The organism is Clostridium sp. JNZ J1-5 (genome assembly GCF_053901425.1).
This window is the reverse complement of record NZ_CM132773.1, coordinates 608,772-628,603: the sequence shown is the minus strand read 5'-3', so window position 1 is coordinate 628,603 and position 19,832 is coordinate 608,772. Positions and strand designations below refer to the sequence as shown.

The window sequence follows — 19,832 nt, the reverse complement described above, 5'->3', positions numbered from 1 at the left end:
CTTGAAAATGTCTAAATTATTAGAAGTAAAAAATTTAAGAGTTTCTTTCCACACATATGCTGGTGAAGTTCAATCTGTAAGAGGTGTAAACTTCGATTTAGAAAAAGGAGAAACACTAGCTATAGTTGGAGAATCAGGATGTGGAAAGACTATAACATCTAAAAGTATTATGAGATTAATACAAATGCCCCCAGGAGAAATAAAAGAGGGGTCAGAAATATTATTCAATGGAAAAGACATAGTAAAAATGTCTGATAAGGAATTAAGATCCATTAGAGGTGGAGAAATCAGTATGATATTTCAGGATCCAATGACTTCTCTTAACCCAACTATGAAAATAGGTAAACAAATAGCAGAAAGCTTAATTATTCATAGAGGTATGAATAAAGATGAAGCTTTAAAAGAAGCTTTAAAAATGTTACAGCTTGTAAATATTCCTAATGCTGAAAAAAGAATTGATCAGTATCCACATGAATTTTCAGGTGGAATGAGACAAAGAGCTATGATAGCTATAGCTCTTGCATGTAATCCTAAAATATTAATTGCTGATGAACCTACTACAGCACTAGATGTAACTATACAAGCTCAGATAATGGACCTTATAAGTGATTTACAAAAGAAATTAGGAACAGCAGTTATATTAATAACTCACGATTTAGGTGTAGTTGCTAACGTAGCTCATAAAATACAAGTTATGTATGCAGGACAAATTATAGAAAAAGGTGTTACACAAGAAATATTCTATAATCCAAAGCATCCATATACATGGGCATTGCTTCAATCTGTTCCTAGACTAGGAACTAAGAATAAAGACAAGTTATATTCTTTAAAGGGAACTCCACCAGACTTAATACAACCTCCAAAAGGATGTCCTTTTGCTTCAAGATGTGAGTATTGTATGAAAATCTGTAAGGAACAAATGCCAGAGACAACAAGAATAAGCGATACTCATGAAGTTGCTTGTTGGCTTCAACATGAAATGGCACCAAAGGTGGATCCTCCAAAGGGTATAGGAGGTGCAGCTGATGAGCAATAAAAAATTAGAAAAAGATCTTAATGTAGACTTAATACAAGTAAAAAATCTAAAAAAATATTTTAAAGTTGGAAAAGAAGCTACATTAAAAGCTGTTGATGATGTAAGTTTCAATATAAAAAAGGGAGAGACTTTAGGATTAGTTGGTGAGTCAGGATGTGGAAAAACAACCTGTGGTAGAACGGTTTTAGGACTTTACTCAGCAACTGGAGGAGAAGTATTATTTGAGGGAGTAAATATACACGATTTAAAAGGACAACAAAAAAAAGAATTTACTAAAAACGCTCAAATAATTTTCCAAGATCCATATGCTTCTCTAGATCCAAGAATGACAGTTGGGGATATAATAGCAGAAGGTATTGATATTCACGGATTATATACAGGACAAGAAAGAACAGATAGAATATATAAACTACTTCAATTAGTAGGATTGAATAAGGAACATGCTTCAAGATTTCCACATGAATTTTCAGGTGGACAAAGGCAGAGAATAGGTATAGCAAGGGCCTTAGCTGTAGAACCTAAATTTATAGTTTGTGATGAACCTATTTCAGCTCTTGATGTTTCAATTCAAGCTCAAGTAGTAAACTTGCTTATTGAACTTCAAGAAGAATTTGGCTTAACTTATTTGTTTATAGCTCATGACTTATCTATGGTTAAACATATTTCAGACAGAGTTGGAGTTATGTATTTAGGTACTATGGTAGAGCTTGCAGCAAGTGGAGAGTTATATGATAAACCTCTTCACCCATATACACAGGCACTATTATCTGCTATTCCTATACCAGACCCAGAAGTTGAAAAGACAAGAAACAGAATAATGGTTGAGGGTGAAGTGCCTAGCCCTATAAATCCAAAACCAGGTTGCAGATTTGCAGCAAGATGTAAATATGCTAAACCTATTTGTTTTGAAGAGAGACCTGAATTAAAAGAGATAGAAAAAGATCATTTTGTTGCTTGTCATTTATATGACGAAAAATAAAATTAGCTTATTTAAAGTGATGTAATATAATATTACATCACTTTTTTATATAAATAATAAAAGTAAAGTACAGCAAAATGGCGGCCTTGATAACTACAGAGTAAGGTGCTAAAAATCAAAGTTATATAATTCAACAGAGAATCTTCGTTACGCTAAAACTTCTAAGACCTGCTCAAAATTCTCTTAATGAATTATATAACTTCTTACTTTTAGTACAAAAATAAATGTACGATATCCATTAGGTCTGCATACGCTTAAAATATCAATGTTCCAAGGATCAACTGTAGGTATATCAGCTAAATATTTTGTATAATAATCCTCCATAAATAATTTTTTAATAGTATTTCTTAAGTTGCCAGCTATTATTTGAAAGATATATGATATGAATGTTAAAAACAATTCTTCGTAATATATTAAAATTATTAATTAATCCTCTTTTAAACTGCTATTGCATTTCCAACTACATAATGTTTTGTTAAAGATACCCGTTATTACATATATCACTGCAACATAACTGTAATTCACTATGGGAATATTAATAAATAGGTGGTGATATTTATGACTAAAAAAATTCCAGTAGCTATATTCTTATTTATTATACTCCTCTATTCAACAGTCATTTATGCTGAAGGATTTAAATATATTGAAATTTTTGACCCAAAACAAGACAGGGTAGTTAAAGTAGTTCAGTTAAATTGTTAATGGTAATATAAAAATACCCACTTATGGGATTAAAAAATCCCCACCTATCTTTAAAAATATTGTCCTATGTAGTTAAATTATTTTAACAAGTACATAGGAGGAAAGGATATGTTGGGGATAGCAATGCATACAACAATTGAAACACTTTATAAAAAAGGATTGAATAAGTCTCAAATATCAAGGATGTTAAAAATTGATAGGAAGACTGTAAGAAAGGTTTTGACAGCAATAGAAACCGAAGGTGAGGTTATTAAAAAGACTAGGCCATCAATTTTAGATCCACATAAGGAATATATTCAAATTCAAGCAAATAAAGGCCTGACGGCCAAAAGAATACATCAAGACTTAATAAGAGATTTTAACTTTGATGGAGGTTATGACACTGTTAAAAAATATGTTAAAACAATAAAGGATATCCCTTCTAAGGTATACATGGTTCTTCATTCGCAGCCTGGTGAAGAAGCTCAGGTAGACTTTGGTTATATAGGGACTTTAAAAATAAATAACACATATAAAAAAGCTTGGATCTTTGTAATGACATTAAGCTATTCAAGGTATATGTACGTTCAAATAGTATTTGACCAAAGCGTTAAGACCTTTATTGAGTGCCATAAGGCTGCTTTTAAGTATTTTGGAGGCATCCCACAAAATATAAAAATTGATAACTTGAAGGCTGGTATTTTAGAAACCGACTTCTATGAGCCTGTAATTCAAAAAGAATATGCTGTATTTGCATCTTATTATGGATTTTGGGCGGAGCCCTGCAGAGTTTATACTCCTACGGATAAAGGAAAAGTTGAATCATCTGTTAAATATGTAAAAAATAATTGCTTTAAAGGAAGAGAATTTAAGGATGCTGACGAAGCAAAGACTTTCCTAAAAGAGTGGCTTGATAATATTGCAAATAAAAGAATACATGGAACTACTAAAAAAACACCAATAGAAGTATTCACATCTACAGAAAAGAATAGATTATCATCCCTACCAATTGAGGACTTCGTCCTATCTCACAGCAGTGAGTGTCTTGTAAATACAAACTGCCATATCTCCTATAAAGGTAATTACTATTCTGTACCTTATGGGTTTATCGGACAAACTGTTAAAGTAATAGAAATGAATGGACTTTTAAGGATATTTTTATCCGAAAAAGAAATCGCCCTCCATAGTTTGCAGACCAATGAAAAGGGCAACTTTATAACAGATATAAACCACTATCCTAGAAGTAAGAATATCTCTATTAAGGACATTTTGTCAAGACAAAAATTAGAAATGAGTGAAATAGGAATTCATGCACTGGAATTTTATGAGAAATACTTAAATACCAATCTTAAAAATAGAAAATATGACTATAGAGCAATTTCTGGAGTACTCTCTTTAAGAAAAAAATATGATAGTGGAACTATAAATGAAGCCTGTAAAAGAGCTATAACATTTAATGCTATAAGTTATAAAATGATAAAAAACATCTGTGATAAAGGTGTAGTTTGTGATGAGATACCAGCCCAAAGCTATGTTAACTCTGAAGCTACAGAAATCGCAAGAAGTTTGCATGAATATAATAAATTACTATCAGGGGGAGTAGGAAAGAATGAATGATTTACTTTTATCTAAACTAAAAGATTTGAAACTCTCAGGGGTGATTAAAACCATCGATATGAGGAATGAAGAAGCCATAAAAGATAATTTATCTTTCATGGAGTTTATTGAGTTATTGATAAATGACGAGGTATTAAACAGAAAAAATAATGGTAATACTAAGAGAATTTCTAAGGCAAAGTTCCCACAACATAAATCTTTGGAAGAATATAATTTTAATTATCAACCTACGGTTAATAAAAGATTTATTTATAATTTAGGGACTTGTGAATTTATAAGAAAAAAAGAGAATATAGCATTTATTGGCCCACCCGGAACTGGCAAAACTCATTTAGCGATAGCTTTAGGTTTTAAGGCTATCGCCCAAGGATATAATGTTCTATTTACTACAGTTAACCAAATGCTCGAAGAGCTGTATATGTCTAGAGCAGATAACTCTTTTAACTCAAAAATAAAGAAGTACATATCACCAGATTTACTAATATTAGATGAGCTAGGTTTAAAAAAGCTCACACAAAGCAATGTAGATGATTTTTATGAAATTATCGCTCGAAGATATGAAAATGGCTCTATTATCATTACTACAAATAAGGTTTTTGATGAATGGGGAAGGATTTTTTATGATCCAGTTTTAGCTACTGCTATCTTAGATAGATTCATACATCATTGCCACTTTGTAGTTATAAAAGGTGAGAGTTATAGGATGAAACAAAGAGAAAGTATATTAAAAGAAATCTCCTGTGACGAAAGTCACAAATAATTTTTTATCTAAAGTGGGGAATTTTTAGTCCCATTTTTGAGGAATTTTTATTGACAATAACAGTTAAATGAAGAAATTCATAATATGGTTGCAAGTTGGATTAAGAATATCAATGGTATCTATGGCAAAAATGATCCTCTCACAGATGATGGATATGCAATTAAAATACCACTTGACCCTGCTGTTAGGTTGCATGGAAAATCTCTAAACGCACTTGTAAATGAAGTCTATATAATAATCCCTGAAAATGACCCTCCATTTTTTATAATTTTTGAAGATGAAAATAAACCATACTGTTTTCTGTTTAATGGTAACATAGATATGTTATCAAAAAGTTTAGATTTTAAACTAAAAACTAACAGATAAAATATTAGAGATACTTTGAAAAATGTCCACATGCAAACGCATTTATTTAAGGTAGTTTTTTAAGCTATATTCAACAATATAATATATACTTAGTAACTCTACAGTGTGGCTGTCGCCATGTAAAATTATCATTTTGATTTTTGAAGTCCTTATAATATTTACTATAGTGCTTTTTAATTGCAACTAATTAAGGCATGTAAGATTACTGGCTAGCATATATGTATCAATTGAAGAAACTTTGAAGGAATAATTAGTAGTACTTAAGGCGGCTGTTTTAAAAATCCGTAATTGTGCTCAAGGACGAGCACAGCCCGCTCCCCGATAGGATGTCGGATGGAGCGGGGTAGGATTTTTAAATAAAGCCGCCTTTAGTACTACTTTATGAACTGAAGGTTTCTCAATGATACATATATGCGTTAGCCAAGTAATTTTACATGCCGCTATTTTGTTGCACTATACTTACGAAGTAAATTCTAGAGATATTATGATAAAGCTTAAAATTAGGTAATACATGTATAATAATTATCCTCTAAAAGCATATTGAAGATTATTATTCTAAAATTGAGATATAAAGATAATAAAAGATATTATGAATAATGTAATGTCATATAGATTTAATTTAGTATAAAGGTAGTTTTAGATATTGACAAAGAGGGCATAATTTTATATTATAGTAATGCGCTAAGGCAATAAGCTAATTAAACAGAAAGCTTCGATAAAACTTCGATAGAAAAATGTTGACAAAGAGCTTAATACAGTATATAATATAACTTGTCTTTGCAAAACATGGGCGCATAGCTCAGCTGGGAGAGCATCTGCCTTACAAGCAGGGGGTCACAGGTTCGAGCCCTGTTGTGCCCACCATGTTTTAAAGTTAATATGGCCCAATGGCTCAGTTGGTTAGAGTGCCGGCCTGTCACGCCGGAGGTCGAGGGTTCGAGTCCCTTTTGGGTCGCCATATGGCTCGATAGCTCAGTCGGTAGAGCAGAGGACTGAAAATCCTCGTGTCACTGGTTCGATTCCAGTTCGAGCCACCAATTTTGCGGGAGTGGCTCAGTGGTAGAGCGTCACCTTGCCAAGGTGAACGTCGCGAGTTCGAATCTCGTCTTCCGCTCCAATATAAGGCGCTATAGCCAAGTGGTAAGGCACGAGTCTGCAAAACTCTGATCCCCCAGTTCAAATCTGGGTGGCGCCTCCAAAAAACATCTTAGCAAAAGTTAAGATGTTTTTAATTTGAAATAATAGTTTGCAAAATATGGAACACAAGTACTTTAAGCTTCATAGATTATAATTGAGAAGTAAATAATGTAAATTGCGGCGCTATAGCCAAGTGGTAAGGCACGAGTCTGCAAAACTCTGATCCCCCAGTTCAAATCTGGGTGGCGCCTCCAAAAAAACATCTTAACTAAGTTAATTAGTTAAGATGTTTTTTATATTCTTAATATACTTCCACGATCTATCAATTTCCCATTTCTTAAAAATACAGGTTCTACATTGTGCTTTTTTAGGAAGCGAAGAATTTCTTCACCATGCTTGTAATATTCTAAATTTCCATAAAAGGCTAGTAAATTTTTTTCTAAAAGTCCACAACAACCTCCGATAAAGCCATAGTTTAGTCCAGGAAGATCTATATCACCTGGTGGGATTAAAAGCACATCTATACCTGCACTAATTAAAGCAGAGGCTATACCTTTATCACTGGTAATTATAGCATTATCTGTCACTATAGCTGTAGAGCATTTAGTATAGCCTTGTTTTACTTTTATTAATTTTTTAGAACTGGTATTGACTATATTTAATAGATTTTTATCGGTATAATCTAAATAATGTATAAAATAATTAGGTAAAGTAACAGCATTTAAAATAATATCTAAAGGATAGTTAGAATGTAAAGATAAATCAGATAGGGAAATGTTTAGCCCTAAACCAGATAAAGACTCTATAAAAGTCTTAGGAATATCTTTATGAAGGATAATATGTTGGTTATCAGTTATATGTAACAACATATCAGGATGTCCGCAGACTGAATAATATAAATCTTTTGAAGGAGGACATATTAAAATCTCATAGCCAAGTTTTAGTAAGGAGTTTTTTTCTTCTTCAGATGTCCTATAATCAATAATAACTTTTTTCAATATAATCACCACTCTATTAGAAGTATTTATTAAATATATCATAGTATATATTAATAGGTCTATAACAAATATAAATTTAAATACAATTTGCATATACATTTATTTTAAACACATACTAACTCCAGAAAGGAGTGTGTAATGTGTTATTGTTAACTATCGTCTACGAAAAAGAAAAACAAGATATTATGGCTGAATTAAATGAAATGAAAAAATACTTTGAAGCTAGAAATATATTCCTTGGGATTTCAGAGTCAATTAATTTAGGAACACATTTTGTAAAGATATTTTGTAATGATATAGATTTTAATCCTAAACTTAAAAATAAGTTTATTTTATATATATCTAATATTTTGTATAAAATAGTTATAGATGAATTTTGTTCAGATGAAATACAGAAATTTTTAATAGATACATATTTTTTCTTAAGATATGAAGAAATGAAAGAGGTTACAAACAGAAGTATTCAAATACTAAAAAATGAAGAGAAAATAACTGATGAAGACATGGTTTACTGCCAAAATAAAAAAAATGATATAGTAAACAAGATAAAAACCTGTATTGAAGAAAATGATGAAATAAATATACAGGGTTTTATTACCTTTAGGATGAAAGAGCTGACAGGTGAATTAGAAGATATAATAAACAAAGTTGTTGAAAAGTATATGGCTGAAAAAGAATATAACGAATTTATTAAGCTGTTAAAGTACTTTGTAGATGTTCAAGAAAGCAAAATTGATTTGGTTAACATAGTTGTGCGAAAAGATGGAAGTTACCTTGTTAGAGACAAAAATGATAATGATATAATGTATGAAATGTTAAATGATTTATCTGATACAAAATATTCGGATTCTGTAAGTGTAGAGGATTTAATTATAAGCGGACTAATAACATATTGTCCTGAAAACATTATAATTCATTGTAAAGATAACTGTAAAAGTAAAGAAATTATAGATACTATAACAAAGGTTTTTGAAGATAGAGTACAATTTTGCAATGGTTGTAAAAATTGTAAGAGCAAAAATACTAATGGAATTATAAAAGTATAATATATTAAAAGTATTGACAGCGTACCAGAATAGGAATATAATCTAATAAAAAATAATATATTAAAGACTAAGAAAAGGAAGAGTAAACAGATCACTACTCTAAGAGAGGAAACCCATGGGCTGTAAGGTTTCTGTGTAAGTACTGTTGAAAACCACCTTTGAGTTGTATATTGAATTTAGTAGATATTTTCCGCGAACTGGCGTTAAAAGTACTGAGAGAGCAATGATATTTTTAAATATATTTATTTATATTATTGTTAATTTGGGTGGAACCACGACTATTACTCGTCCCATTATTGGGATGAGTTTTTATTTTTTGTTGAATTATAATAAAATATTACAATTGATTATATTTAAAAAGGAGGAAGACTTATGATTAAAGTAACATTAAAAGATGGAAAAGTTTTAGAAGTTGAGAAGGGATTAAGTGTTGGAGAAGTAGCTTCATTAATAAGCTCTTCATTAAGAAAAAAAGCTTTAGGGGCAAAAATTAATGGAGAAAAAGCTGAATTGATGGATAAGATAAATGAGGATTGCACTTTAGACATTCTAACCTTTGAAGATGAGGACGGAAAAGCTACTTTAAGACATACAGCATCTCATATACTTGCGCAAGCTGTTAAGAGATTATATCCTGATGTAAAATTAGCTATTGGACCTTCAATAGAAAATGGATTTTACTATGATTTTGATGCTGATTTTTCATTTACTCCAGAAATATTAGAAAAGATTGAAAAAGAGATGGAGAAGATAGTTAAGGAAAATCTTGAATTAAAGAAATTTACACTTTCTAGAGAAGAAGCAATAAAATTTATGAAGGAAAAAAATGAAGATTATAAAGTAGAATTAATACAAGATCTTCCAGAAGACGCAATTATATCTCTTTATGAGCAGGGAGAATTTGTGGACTTATGTGCAGGGCCTCATGTACCTTCAACTAAAGAAGTTAAAGCATTAAAATTACTTTCAGTAGCTGGAGCTTATTGGAGAGGTAATGAAAAAAATAAAATGCTTCAAAGAATATATGGAACAGCTTTCACAAAGAAGAGCGAACTTGATGAGTATATTCATATGATGGAAGAAGCTAAAAAAAGAGATCATAGAAAACTAGGAAAAGAATTAGGACTATTTGTAATTCCAGAAGAAGGACCAGGATTCCCACTATTCTTACCTAGAGGAGTTGAACTTAAAAATAATCTTTTAAAATATTGGAGAGAACTCCATAGAAAAGCAGGCTATGTTGAAATAGAAACTCCTATCATATTAAGTAGACACCTTTGGGAAAACTCAGGACATTGGGATCATTATAAAGACAACATGTATTCAGTTAAGATTGATGAACAGGACTTTGCTATAAAGCCTATGAACTGTCCAGGAGGAATGCTTGCTTATAAAACAGGAATTCACTCATATAAAGAATTTCCAATGCGTTATGCAGAATTAGGAAGAGTTCATAGACATGAGCTTTCAGGAGCATTACATGGTTTAATGAGAGTTAGAGCCTTCACACAAGATGATGCACATATATTTATGCTTCCAGAACAAATAAAGGATGAAATAAAAGGTGTTGCAAAATTAATCGACCAGGTTTATAAGGCTTTTGGATTTAAATATCATGTTGAATTGTCTACAAGACCAGAAGATTCAATGGGTACTGATGAAGAGTGGAAGATTGCCGAAGATGGATTAAGAGAGGCTCTAGAAGAATTAGGACTTAAATATATAATAAATGAAGGAGATGGAGCATTCTATGGTCCTAAGATAGATTTCCACTTAGAGGACTGCATAGGAAGAACATGGCAATGTGGAACTATTCAATTAGACATGCAAATGCCACAAAGATTTGATTTGACTTATATAGGAAATGATGGAGAAAAGCATAGACCTGTAATGATCCACAGAGTTGCCTTCGGAAGTATAGAAAGATTTATAGGTATTTTAATCGAGCATTATGCAGGTAGATTCCCAGTATGGTTAGCTCCAGTTCAAGTTAAAGTGCTTCCAATATCAGATAAGTACATGGAATATGCAGCTAAAGTTAAAGACATATTATTTGAAAAAGGAATTAGAGTAGAAATTGATGGCAGAGCAGAAAAAATAGGATATAAAATTAGAGAAGCTCAACTTGAAAAAGTGCCTTATATGTTAGTTCTTGGAGAAAGAGAAATGAATGAGAAGAATTTAGCAGTAAGATCAAGAGATGAAGGGGATTTAGGTTCAATGAATTTAGATACTTTCATAGAAAAAATTATAAAAGAAACAGAAGAAAGAGTTAATAGTCTATAAAAAACTATTGACATACTACTATTAACATAGTAGAATACTATATGTTAAGAAGAAACGAAGCTGTTTCTCACCTTACAGCATTGCTAGTAAGGTATACATTAATGACTTATGCAATTTAAATTTGCTATGTAATGTATGGGACGGCTTTAAGTCGTCCCTTTTTTATTTATGATATAAATTTGGTAACTGTAATACCTATATTACATAGAATGTGAATAATTCTAATAATTAACACTTATAGTTATCTGGAGGTGAAGAAATATAAAGAAAGAATTCATTATAAACGAGGAAATTAGAGAAAAAGAAGTTAGACTAATAGGTAGTGAAGGTGAACAACTTGGAGTGGTTAATACAAAGGAAGCCTTGAAGCTTGCAGAAGAAAAAGAGCTTGATCTAGTAATGATAGCTGCAGCAGCAAATCCACCTGTTTGTAGGATAATGGATTATGGCAAGTATTTGTATGAACAAACTAAAAAGGTTAAAGAAGCTAAGAAAAACCAAAAAATTGTAAACATCAAAGAAATTAGACTAAGCCCTACTATTGAAGAACACGATATAGAAATCAAAGCAAATAGGGCAAAGAAGTTTTTACAAGATGAGGACAAAGTTAAAGTTACAGTAAGATTTAGAGGTAGAGAAGCTGATTATTCATATAAAGGTAAATCTATATTAGATCTTTTTGTAACAAAAATAGAAGAAGTTGGAGTTGTTGAAAAGCCAGCCAAACTAGAAGGTAGAAACATGGTTATGATATTAGCTCCAAAGAGGGCTTAATTGAAGGGAGGAAATTCATATGCCAAAAATGAAAACACATAGAGGTGCAGCAAAGAGATTTAAGAAAACAGGAAGCGGAAAGCTTAAAAGAGCTAAAGCTTTTAAAAGCCACATATTAACTAAGAAATCTTCTAAAACAAAGAGAAATCTTAGAAAAGGTACACTTGTATCTGAAACTCAAGAAAAGGTAATGAAGAAGTTATTACCATACCTATAATAAATATTGTTTGTAACAAAGGGAGGTTTATTTAATGGCAAGAGTAAAAAGAGCTGTACACGCTCGTAAAAAACATAGAAAAATATTAAAGCTTGCAAAAGGGTTTTACGGAAGAAGAAGTAAGACTTTTAGAATAGCAAATCAAACAGTTATAAGAGCAATGAATTTTGCTTATGTTGGCAGAAAGTTAAAGAAAAGAGAATTCAGAAGACTTTGGATAGCAAGAATAAATGCAGCAACAAGAATGAATGGACTTTCATATTCAAAATTCATGAATGGAATGAAGCTTGCTGGAATAAATATGAACAGAAAAATGCTTTCAGAAATAGCTATAAATGATCCAAAGGCATTCTCAGAATTAGTTGAAGTAGCTAAAAAACAATTAAATGCTTAATATAAAATGCGGCTTGTATAGCTGCATTTTATTTATTATTTTGACAAAATAAGTTTAAGTGCTATAATCTTAATAAACGCAGAATTTAGGGGTGTTTGATTTGCAAAATAAATATAAAAAAAGGCTTGCACCTGTCCAAATATTAGCCTTAGGATTTGGTATAGTTATAATGGCAGGAACTCTTTTACTGATGCTGCCTGTATCTTCAAAAGAAGGTATAGTAACTCCATTTATTGATGCGTTTTTTACGTCTACTTCAGCAGTTTGTGTAACTGGTCTTGTTACATTAAATACAGCTGAACATTGGAGTTATTTTGGATCTACTGTAATAATAATGTTGATTCAAATTGGGGGACTAGGTTTCATGTCCTTTGCTACTTTATTTGCTCTTATTTTGGGAAAGAGGATTACCCTAAAAGAGAGAATGGTAATGCAAGAGGCTATGAATTCATTTTCACTTCAAGGACTTGTAAAATTAGCAAAGTATATTCTTATATTCACTTTTTCCGTTGAAGGAATAGGTGCATTATTTTTATCAACGAAATTTATTCCTGAACATGGATTTTTGAAAGGACTATATTTTAGTATATTTCACTCTATATCCGCATTTTGTAATGCAGGATTTGACCTTACTGGGAATAGTTTAGTTCCATACGCTGATAATGCAGTAATAATACTAACTATATCTGCCTTAATAATTACAGGTGGATTAGGGTTTGCAGTATGGGCTGAGATATATAATTATAAGGGAATGGGAAAGCTTTCTGTTCACTCTAAGCTTGTAATTTCAGCAACTTTAATTTTAATAGTTGGTGGATGGATTTTGATGTATATATTCGAAATGAAGAATCCAGGGACTATACAAAATATGTCTTTAAAGGGGAAATTATTATCCTCGCTTTTTGCATCTGTATCACCGAGAACCGCTGGATTTAATTCCATATCTACTGCAGATATGACTCTAGCTGGAAAATTTTTAACTATAATTTTAATGTTTATTGGTGGTTCACCTGGAGGTACTGCTGGAGGAATAAAAACAACCACTGCAGGTATACTTTTAATGACTGTAATATCCGTATTTAAAAATAGAGAAGATGCTGAGATTTTTGGTAGAACTATAAGCAAAAATTTAGTATATAAATCATTTGTTATTTTAACATTAGCATTGTGTCTTGTAATAGGAGAAACTATGATATTATCCTTTACTGAAAAGGGTGCCTCATTAGAATATATACTATACGAAGTTACCTCCGCTTTTGGAACGGTAGGACTTACTTTGGGACTTACACCAAACCTTAGTGTTATTGGTAAAGTGCTCATAGCTCTAACTATGTATATCGGCAGAGTAGGGATTTTAACATTGCTTTTAGCATTGGCACATAAAAAGCATGGAAGTTCAATAAAATACCCAGATGGGAAAATATTGGTTGGATAGAGGTGGATTTAATGAAAAAGAGACAATTTGTAGTAATTGGTCTTGGAAGATTTGGAAGTTCAATTGCAAAAACACTTTACTCATTAGGTAATGATGTATTAGCAATGGACTTAGATGAAGAAACTGTTCAAAGTATATCAGAGAGTGTTACTCATTCAGTTCAAGCTGATGGTACTGATGAAAATAGTTTAAGAACATTGGGAATAAGTAATTTTGATGTAGCAGTAATAACAATAGGATCCAATGTTCAAGCAAGTATTATGACTGCTCTTTTAGTAAAAGAATTTGGGGTTAAGCACACAATTGCTAAGGCTAATAATGAGCTCCATGCAAAAGTATTAAAAAAGATAGGAGTAGATAGAGTAATATTCCCTGAAAGAGATATGGGAGTAAGAGTTGCTCACAATTTAGTCTCAGCTAATATATTAGACTATATTGAGCTATCCTCTGATTATAGTATAGCTGAAATTGTAAGCCCGGAAGAATGGAATGGAAGTACTTTGAAAGATTTAAATATGCGTTCAAAATACGGAATTAATGTTATGGCATTAAAGAGGAATAATGAAGTTAATATTTCTCCATCAGCAGATGATATTATACAGCCAGGAGATATTATTGTAGCTATAGGTGGAATAGAAGAATTAAATGAACTTGAAAATAAAATAAAATAAAACCATAAGAAGGTGACCTTGTTTGACTTTAATTGAAAGCAGAGAAAATTCTTTAATAAAAGATATAAAAAAACTACATAAAAAAAAATATAGACTAGAAAAAGGTCAGTTTTTAGTGGAAGGTTTTAGATTTGTTCAAGAAGCATTGGAATCATCTTTTTGTATTCCTTATCTTCTTATTAGTGAAAAATTTCAAGATAAATATTATTCATTAAATATGGATAATATGATTAATAAAGATACTAGAGTTTATCTAGTTAAAGATAATATATTTAAAGAATTGTGCAATACTGATAATCCTCAAGGAATTATAGGAGTCGTAAATAATAAAAAAATAGAGATAGAAGATAAAGAAGGATTTTATGTGTTAGTTGATAAGGTTCAAGATCCGGGAAATATGGGCACAATAATAAGAAGCGCTCATGCTAGTGGTGCACTTGGAGTTATTGTGACTAGAGGAACTGTGGATCTATATAATGATAAAACTTTAAGATCTACTATGGGATCTATTTTTAACATTCCTGTAATAGAGGATAATTCATTTGAGAATATAAAAAAATTAAAAGACAACGGATTTAAATTTATAGTAAGTTCCTTAGATACAAATAATAACTTTTATGATATTGATTTAACTGGAAAAGTTGTGATCTGTATAGGAAATGAAGGAAATGGAATAAGTGATGAAATTTACAGGATAGGTGACGAAAAGGTTAAGATACCTATGCCTGGAGGTGCAGAATCTCTAAATGCTGCAGTAGCTGCCAGCATTATGATGTATGAGATAGTTAGACAGAATAGTAGCAGTATATTAAAAGTGTAAAAAGTATTTGAAATTTTATATTTATATGGTTATAATAATATTTAAGTTTACAAACTTCATATAAATGAAGTTTTGATTGAAAAACTAAGCTAAAAGTAAATATATTAAACAGTGATTGAGAGAGTAGATATAGGAATTTTTCAGGGAGGAAAAGCCAGGGACTGGAAGCTTTTTTAAAAGGAATATATTGAAGTTCACTCAGGAGTTCTAATTGTGAATATAGTAGCAATTAGCGGTAAAGCCGATAATTTTTAAAGAGAACTATAGTTTTTCTATAGTTAACAAGGGTGGTAACGCGGATACACTTCGTCCCTATTATACAGGGATGAAGTGTATTTTTTTTATGCCGTTATCTCCCACTTTAAAAGTGGGAGTATTACGGCTGGTAGTCATCAGATAAATTGAAATGAAAGGAGTATTAAAATGAGAGACAAATTAGAGCAAATTAAAAAAAGCGCTTTAGAAGATTTAAAAAGTATTACTACGAAACCAGAACTTGAAAAGATTAGAGTAAAGTATCTTGGAAAAAAAGGTGAACTTACCCAAATATTAAGAGGAATGGGAAAGTTAACATCTGAGGAAAGACCTATTGTAGGTAAGATTGCTAACGAAGTAAGAGAAAGTTTAGAGCTATTTATAGAAAATGCAGCAAAAGAAATTAAGGATAAAGAAAAAGAATTAAGATTAAAAAGTGAAATAATAGATATATCTATGCCTGGAAGAAAACAAATTGTAGGTAAGAAAAATCCTTTAGAATTAACTTTAGAAAATATAACAGATATATTCATATCTATGGGATTTTCAGTAGAAGAAGGTCCTGAGGTAGAAAAGGATTACTACAATTTTGAAGCGTTAAATATACCTAAAAATCACCCGGCAAGAGGAGAACAAGATACTTTTTACATAAATGATGATGTAGTTTTAAGAACTCAAACATCACCAATACAAATAAGAATTATGGAAAATCAAAAACCTCCAATAAAAATGATTGCACCAGGAAAAGTATATCGTTCAGATGCAGTAGATGCTACTCATTCTCCTATATTCTATCAAATAGAGGGATTAGTAATAGATAAAGGTATAACTTTTGCAGACTTAAAGGGAACTCTTGAAATGTTTATTAAAAAAATGTTTGGAGATAAGATGGAAACAAAGTTTAGACCTCATCATTTCCCATTTACTGAACCATCTGCTGAAATGGATGCTACTTGCTTTGTCTGTGGAGGAAGTGGATGCAACGTATGTAAGAATAGTGGGTGGATTGAAATTTTAGGATGCGGAATGGTTCATCCACAGGTTTTAAGAAATTGTGGAATAGACCCAGAAGTATATAGTGGCTTTGCTTTTGGATTTGGACTAGATAGAATGGTTATGCAAAAATATGAATTAGATGATATAAGATTATTATACGAAAGTGATATGAGGTTTTTAAATCAATTTTAATATTAGAAATTATAACTAAGACTAGGAGGTAATAGAATGAAGGTACCAGTTAATTGGCTTAAAGATTACGTAAATATAGATATAACACCAAAAGAATTGGGAGATGTATTAACACTATCAGGATCTAAAGTAGAAGAGGTAATTGTAACTGGAGATGTTGTGGATAAGGTAGTTACAGGTAAAATATTAAAAATAGAAAAACATCCAGAAGCAGAAAGACTTTCAATATGCCAAGTAGATATAGGGGAAGCAGAACCAATACAGATAGTTACAGCTGCAACCAACATGAAAGAAGAAGACATAGTTCCTACTGCTCTTCATGGATCAACTTTAGCAGATGGAACTAAGATAAAAAAAGGTAAGTTAAGAGGAGCTGTTTCTAATGGTATGTTCTGTTCAGAAGAAGAATTAGGAATAGCAGGGGATGAACCTGTACATGGGCTTATGATTCTTCCAGTGGATGCACCAATCGGTAAGGATATAAAAGAAGTTATAAATATGCAAAAGGCTATTATAGATTTTGAAATAACATCTAATAGACCTGATTGTTTAAGTGTAATAGGTATTGCAAGAGAAACAGCAGCAACCCTAGGAACAGAATACAAAATGCCGAGTTTAGAGTATAAGGCAAAATGCAGTGACAAGATTGAAGATAGAATAAAAGTAGAAATAAAAGATAAACTTTGCAGAAGATATATGGCTAGAGGAGTTAAAAATATAACTATTCAGCCATCTCCACAATGGATGCAGGAAAGACTTTTAGAAGCAGGAGTTAGACCAATTAATAATATAGTAGATATTACTAACTTTGTTATGATAGAGCTTGGTCAGCCAATGCATGCTTTTGATAGAAGAGAAATAACTTCTAATAGTATAGTAGTAGAAAGAGCAAGTGGGGGAGAAAAATTTACTACATTAGATGGAGAAGAAAGAATTCTAGATACAGAAGTTCTTAACATAAAAGATGGAAATAGAACTATAGGTCTTGCTGGAATTATGGGAGGACTTAATTCTGAAGTAAAGGATGATACTTCTGAAATTGTCTTTGAATGTGCAAACTTTGATGGAACTAATATAAGGATATCATCAAAAAAATTATCATTAAGAACAGAAGCATCAGCTAAGTTTGAGAAAGATTTAGATCCAAACCTAGTTGAAACTGCCATGAATAGAGCATGTCATCTCATTGAAGAATTAGGTGCTGGAGAGGTAATGGAAGGAACTATAGATATTTATCCAGAGAAGTTAGAGCCACACACATTAACTGTAAGTTCAACTTGGGTAAATAAGTTCTTAGGAATTGATATTAGTAAAGAAGACATGAAGAGCTATTTAGATAGATTAGATATAAAGACTACATTACAAGAAGATAATTTGGTTATAAACGCTCCTACATTTAGATGCGATATAAATATAAAAGAAGACGTGGCTGAAGAAATTGCTAGAATATATGGATACAACAAAGTTCCATCAAATATTCCTAGTACACAAACATTAAGGGGCGGCAAGAATGCTACTCAGGTTCTTCGCACTAAACTAGTAGATACTTTAATAGCAAGCGGATTAAATCAATCAATAGCCTATTCATTTGTAAGTCCAAAGGTTTTTGATAAAATATTAATACCAAAGGAAAGTGAACTTAGAAAGGTTGTTACAATAAAAAACCCTTTAGGTGAAGATTATAGCATAATGAGAACAACCTCAATACCATCTATGATGGAAGCGTTAGCTAGAAACTATGCAAGAAACAATGAAATAGTTAAACTGTTTGAAGTAGGTAAAGTATATATTCCTAAAGAAGATTCTAAAGAGCTTCCAGAAGAAAGAAATACTGTTACTATAGGAATGTATGGAGAAGTTGACTATTTAGATATAAAAGGTATAGTCGAAAATATAGTAAGTGTTTTAGGAGTTAAAAATGTAAAATTCCAAAGAGAGAGCAATAATGAAAGCTTCCATCCTGGAAAAACTGCTGCACTTTACATCAAAAAAGAATTCTTGGGATTAGTTGGGGAAATGCACCCTGATGTAGCTGAAAATTATGAAATAGAAGAAAGATGCTACATTGCAGAAATTAACCTTGATATATTATTTAAGCATGCTAATATAGAGAAGAAATATAATCCTCTTCCTAAATTCCCAGCTGTAACAAGAGATTTAGCTGTTATAATTGATGATAGTATTTTAGTACAGGAAATTGAAGATACAATTAAAAATCAAGGTGGTAACTTACTAGAGAGTATAAAATTATTTGATGTATATAAAGGACAGCAAATTCCAGAAGGTAAGAAGAGTATTGCTTATGCATTATCTTATAGAGGAGACAATAGAACTTTAACAGATAATGAAGTAAATAAGGTTCATGATAAGATAGTAAGAGCCCTTGAACACAAACTTGGAGCAGAGCTTAGGTAAAGTCTATTTCATATATTGAGAAAATGTGTTAAAATGTAGATAAATAATTATTGAATTTATCTAAGAGGGTGTTCATATGAATATAGTAACAGTTAAAATAAATGGTTCTGAATACAACTTAAAAGGTGATGAAAAAGAAGAATATTTACATAAAGTAGCTGGTTATGTAGATAAGAAGATTGCTGATGTACTAAGAAAAAATAATAGACTTAGTATATCAGATGCTTCTGTTCTTTCAGCTTTAAATATAGTTGATGAAAAGTTTAAAGCTGATGATTATATTGAAACTTTAAAAGGAGAAGTTGAAGAAGCCAAAAAAGCTGAAAAAATATTACAAGCCCAAGTAGAGGATTTAAAAAGACACATTAAAAACTTAGAAGAATATAATGCTGAACTTCAGAGTAAATTGGAGAGCACCAAAAGTGGTGAATATATAAAACAAGTTGAAGAAGAAAGCAAAAGTCTAAGGGAAGAATTAGATATATTGAAGGAAACTTCAAAAAAATATCTAAAAGAGAAAAGTGATTTAAAAGCTGAAAATAAAGAATTAAAGTTCCAAGTACAATCTTCCAAGTATAAGATAATGGATCTTCAAAATAGACTAATAGAAAATCAAATTGATTTAGTAAAGATTAAGAAAAAGGAAAATCCATTATTAAATTTAAAATAGAATATTAAAATGTTTAAAACTAAATCTCAGGTTAAAACATGGGATTTAGTTTTTGATTTTTTTGTGACTTAATTACATAATATTAGG

Annotated in this window: 18 protein-coding genes, 6 tRNA genes and 3 other annotated features; of the genes, 23 read left to right on the top strand and 1 reads right to left on the bottom strand. The window is 31.0% G+C overall.

Going from position 1 to position 19,832, the window contains the following annotated elements; translation table 11 throughout:
• Positions 1-7 precede the first annotated feature (7 nt).
• From ACWW38_RS03195 to ACWW38_RS03140, 12 genes are all read left to right on the top strand, one after another.
• A complete protein-coding gene (locus ACWW38_RS03195) occupies positions 8-1,036 on the top strand; it encodes an ABC transporter ATP-binding protein (protein ID WP_456259372.1) in 1,029 nt (342 codons plus the stop codon).
• Positions 1,026-2,015: an ABC transporter ATP-binding protein gene (locus ACWW38_RS03190; protein WP_456259371.1), complete on the top strand. Its 990-nt coding sequence runs from the start codon at positions 1,026-1,028 to the stop codon at positions 2,013-2,015. The genes ACWW38_RS03195 and ACWW38_RS03190 overlap by 11 nt, the downstream gene beginning before the upstream one ends.
• A gap of 558 nt (positions 2,016-2,573) precedes the next feature.
• Positions 2,574-2,717: a hypothetical protein gene (locus ACWW38_RS03185; RefSeq protein WP_456259370.1), complete on the top strand. Its 144-nt coding sequence runs from the start codon at positions 2,574-2,576 to the stop codon at positions 2,715-2,717.
• Positions 2,718-2,840: 123 nt separating this feature from the next.
• Positions 2,841-4,313 (top strand): IS21 family transposase, encoded by a 1,473-nt coding sequence (istA, locus tag ACWW38_RS03180; RefSeq protein WP_456260407.1) that lies wholly within the window; start codon positions 2,841-2,843, stop codon positions 4,311-4,313.
• Positions 4,306-5,073, top strand: a complete 768-nt coding sequence (gene istB / locus ACWW38_RS03175; RefSeq protein ID WP_456257365.1) for an IS21-like element helper ATPase IstB — start codon at positions 4,306-4,308, stop codon at positions 5,071-5,073. Before istA ends, istB begins: the two co-directional genes overlap by 8 nt.
• Positions 5,074-5,157: 84 nt before the next feature.
• Entirely contained in the window at positions 5,158-5,439 is a 282-nt protein-coding gene (locus ACWW38_RS03170) for a hypothetical protein (RefSeq protein WP_456259369.1), read from the top strand.
• A gap of 788 nt (positions 5,440-6,227) precedes the next feature.
• Positions 6,228-6,303, top strand: a tRNA-Val gene (locus tag ACWW38_RS03165).
• A gap of 17 nt (positions 6,304-6,320) precedes the next feature.
• Positions 6,321-6,397: transfer RNA gene (locus ACWW38_RS03160), tRNA-Asp, on the top strand.
• A gap of 3 nt (positions 6,398-6,400) precedes the next feature.
• Positions 6,401-6,476: transfer RNA gene (locus tag ACWW38_RS03155), tRNA-Phe, on the top strand.
• Positions 6,477-6,481: 5 nt separating this feature from the next.
• Positions 6,482-6,556, top strand: a tRNA-Gly gene (locus tag ACWW38_RS03150).
• A gap of 6 nt (positions 6,557-6,562) precedes the next feature.
• Positions 6,563-6,637: transfer RNA gene (locus tag ACWW38_RS03145), tRNA-Cys, on the top strand.
• 118 nt (positions 6,638-6,755) lie between these two features.
• Positions 6,756-6,830, top strand: a tRNA-Cys gene (locus ACWW38_RS03140).
• Between the two features lie 39 nt (positions 6,831-6,869).
• Here ACWW38_RS03140 and ACWW38_RS03135 read toward each other — a convergent pair.
• A complete protein-coding gene (locus ACWW38_RS03135) occupies positions 6,870-7,574 on the bottom strand; it encodes a DUF6873 family GME fold protein (RefSeq protein WP_456259368.1) in 705 nt (234 codons plus the stop codon).
• A gap of 140 nt (positions 7,575-7,714) precedes the next feature.
• Here ACWW38_RS03135 and ytxC point away from each other — a divergent pair, with 140 nt between their 5' ends.
• From ytxC to zapA, 11 genes are all read left to right on the top strand, one after another.
• Positions 7,715-8,620, top strand: a complete 906-nt coding sequence (gene ytxC / locus ACWW38_RS03130; protein WP_456259367.1) for a putative sporulation protein YtxC — start codon at positions 7,715-7,717, stop codon at positions 8,618-8,620.
• Positions 8,621-8,680: 60 nt separating this feature from the next.
• Positions 8,681-8,916 (top strand) — a binding site (T-box leader).
• A 76-nt stretch (positions 8,917-8,992) separates the two neighbouring features.
• The gene (gene thrS / locus ACWW38_RS03125) at positions 8,993-10,906 is read left to right on the top strand and encodes a threonine--tRNA ligase (protein ID WP_456259366.1); all 1,914 of its coding nucleotides are present in this window, start codon (positions 8,993-8,995) and stop codon (positions 10,904-10,906) included.
• Positions 10,907-10,946: 40 nt separating this feature from the next.
• Positions 10,947-11,076, top strand: a sequence feature (ribosomal protein L20 leader region).
• 91 nt (positions 11,077-11,167) lie between these two features.
• Complete coding sequence (infC, locus tag ACWW38_RS03120; RefSeq protein WP_456260406.1) at positions 11,168-11,680, top strand: translation initiation factor IF-3; 513 nt, start codon at positions 11,168-11,170, stop codon at positions 11,678-11,680.
• Between the two features lie 19 nt (positions 11,681-11,699).
• Entirely contained in the window at positions 11,700-11,897 is a 198-nt protein-coding gene (gene rpmI / locus ACWW38_RS03115; protein ID WP_456259365.1) for a 50S ribosomal protein L35, read from the top strand.
• Positions 11,898-11,931: 34 nt separating this feature from the next.
• Positions 11,932-12,291, top strand: a complete 360-nt coding sequence (rplT, locus tag ACWW38_RS03110; RefSeq protein WP_456259364.1) for a 50S ribosomal protein L20 — start codon at positions 11,932-11,934, stop codon at positions 12,289-12,291.
• 100 nt (positions 12,292-12,391) lie between these two features.
• Complete coding sequence (locus ACWW38_RS03105; protein ID WP_456259363.1) at positions 12,392-13,726, top strand: TrkH family potassium uptake protein; 1,335 nt, start codon at positions 12,392-12,394, stop codon at positions 13,724-13,726.
• Between the two features lie 11 nt (positions 13,727-13,737).
• On the top strand, positions 13,738-14,397 hold the full coding sequence (locus ACWW38_RS03100; protein WP_456259362.1) for a potassium channel family protein: 660 nt from the start codon (positions 13,738-13,740) through the stop codon (positions 14,395-14,397).
• Positions 14,398-14,419: 22 nt separating this feature from the next.
• Positions 14,420-15,217 (top strand): TrmH family RNA methyltransferase, encoded by a 798-nt coding sequence (locus ACWW38_RS03095; RefSeq protein ID WP_456259361.1) that lies wholly within the window; start codon positions 14,420-14,422, stop codon positions 15,215-15,217.
• A gap of 102 nt (positions 15,218-15,319) precedes the next feature.
• Positions 15,320-15,534 (top strand) — a binding site (T-box leader).
• Positions 15,535-15,640: 106 nt separating this feature from the next.
• Positions 15,641-16,660, top strand: a complete 1,020-nt coding sequence (gene pheS, locus ACWW38_RS03090) for a phenylalanine--tRNA ligase subunit alpha (RefSeq protein WP_456259360.1) — start codon at positions 15,641-15,643, stop codon at positions 16,658-16,660.
• A 36-nt stretch (positions 16,661-16,696) separates the two neighbouring features.
• Positions 16,697-19,075 (top strand): phenylalanine--tRNA ligase subunit beta, encoded by a 2,379-nt coding sequence (gene pheT / locus ACWW38_RS03085; protein WP_456259359.1) that lies wholly within the window; start codon positions 16,697-16,699, stop codon positions 19,073-19,075.
• A 76-nt stretch (positions 19,076-19,151) separates the two neighbouring features.
• Positions 19,152-19,745, top strand: coding sequence for a cell division protein ZapA (zapA, locus tag ACWW38_RS03080; RefSeq protein ID WP_456259358.1), 594 nt, complete (start codon positions 19,152-19,154; stop codon positions 19,743-19,745).
• Positions 19,746-19,832: the final 87 nt, after the last annotated feature.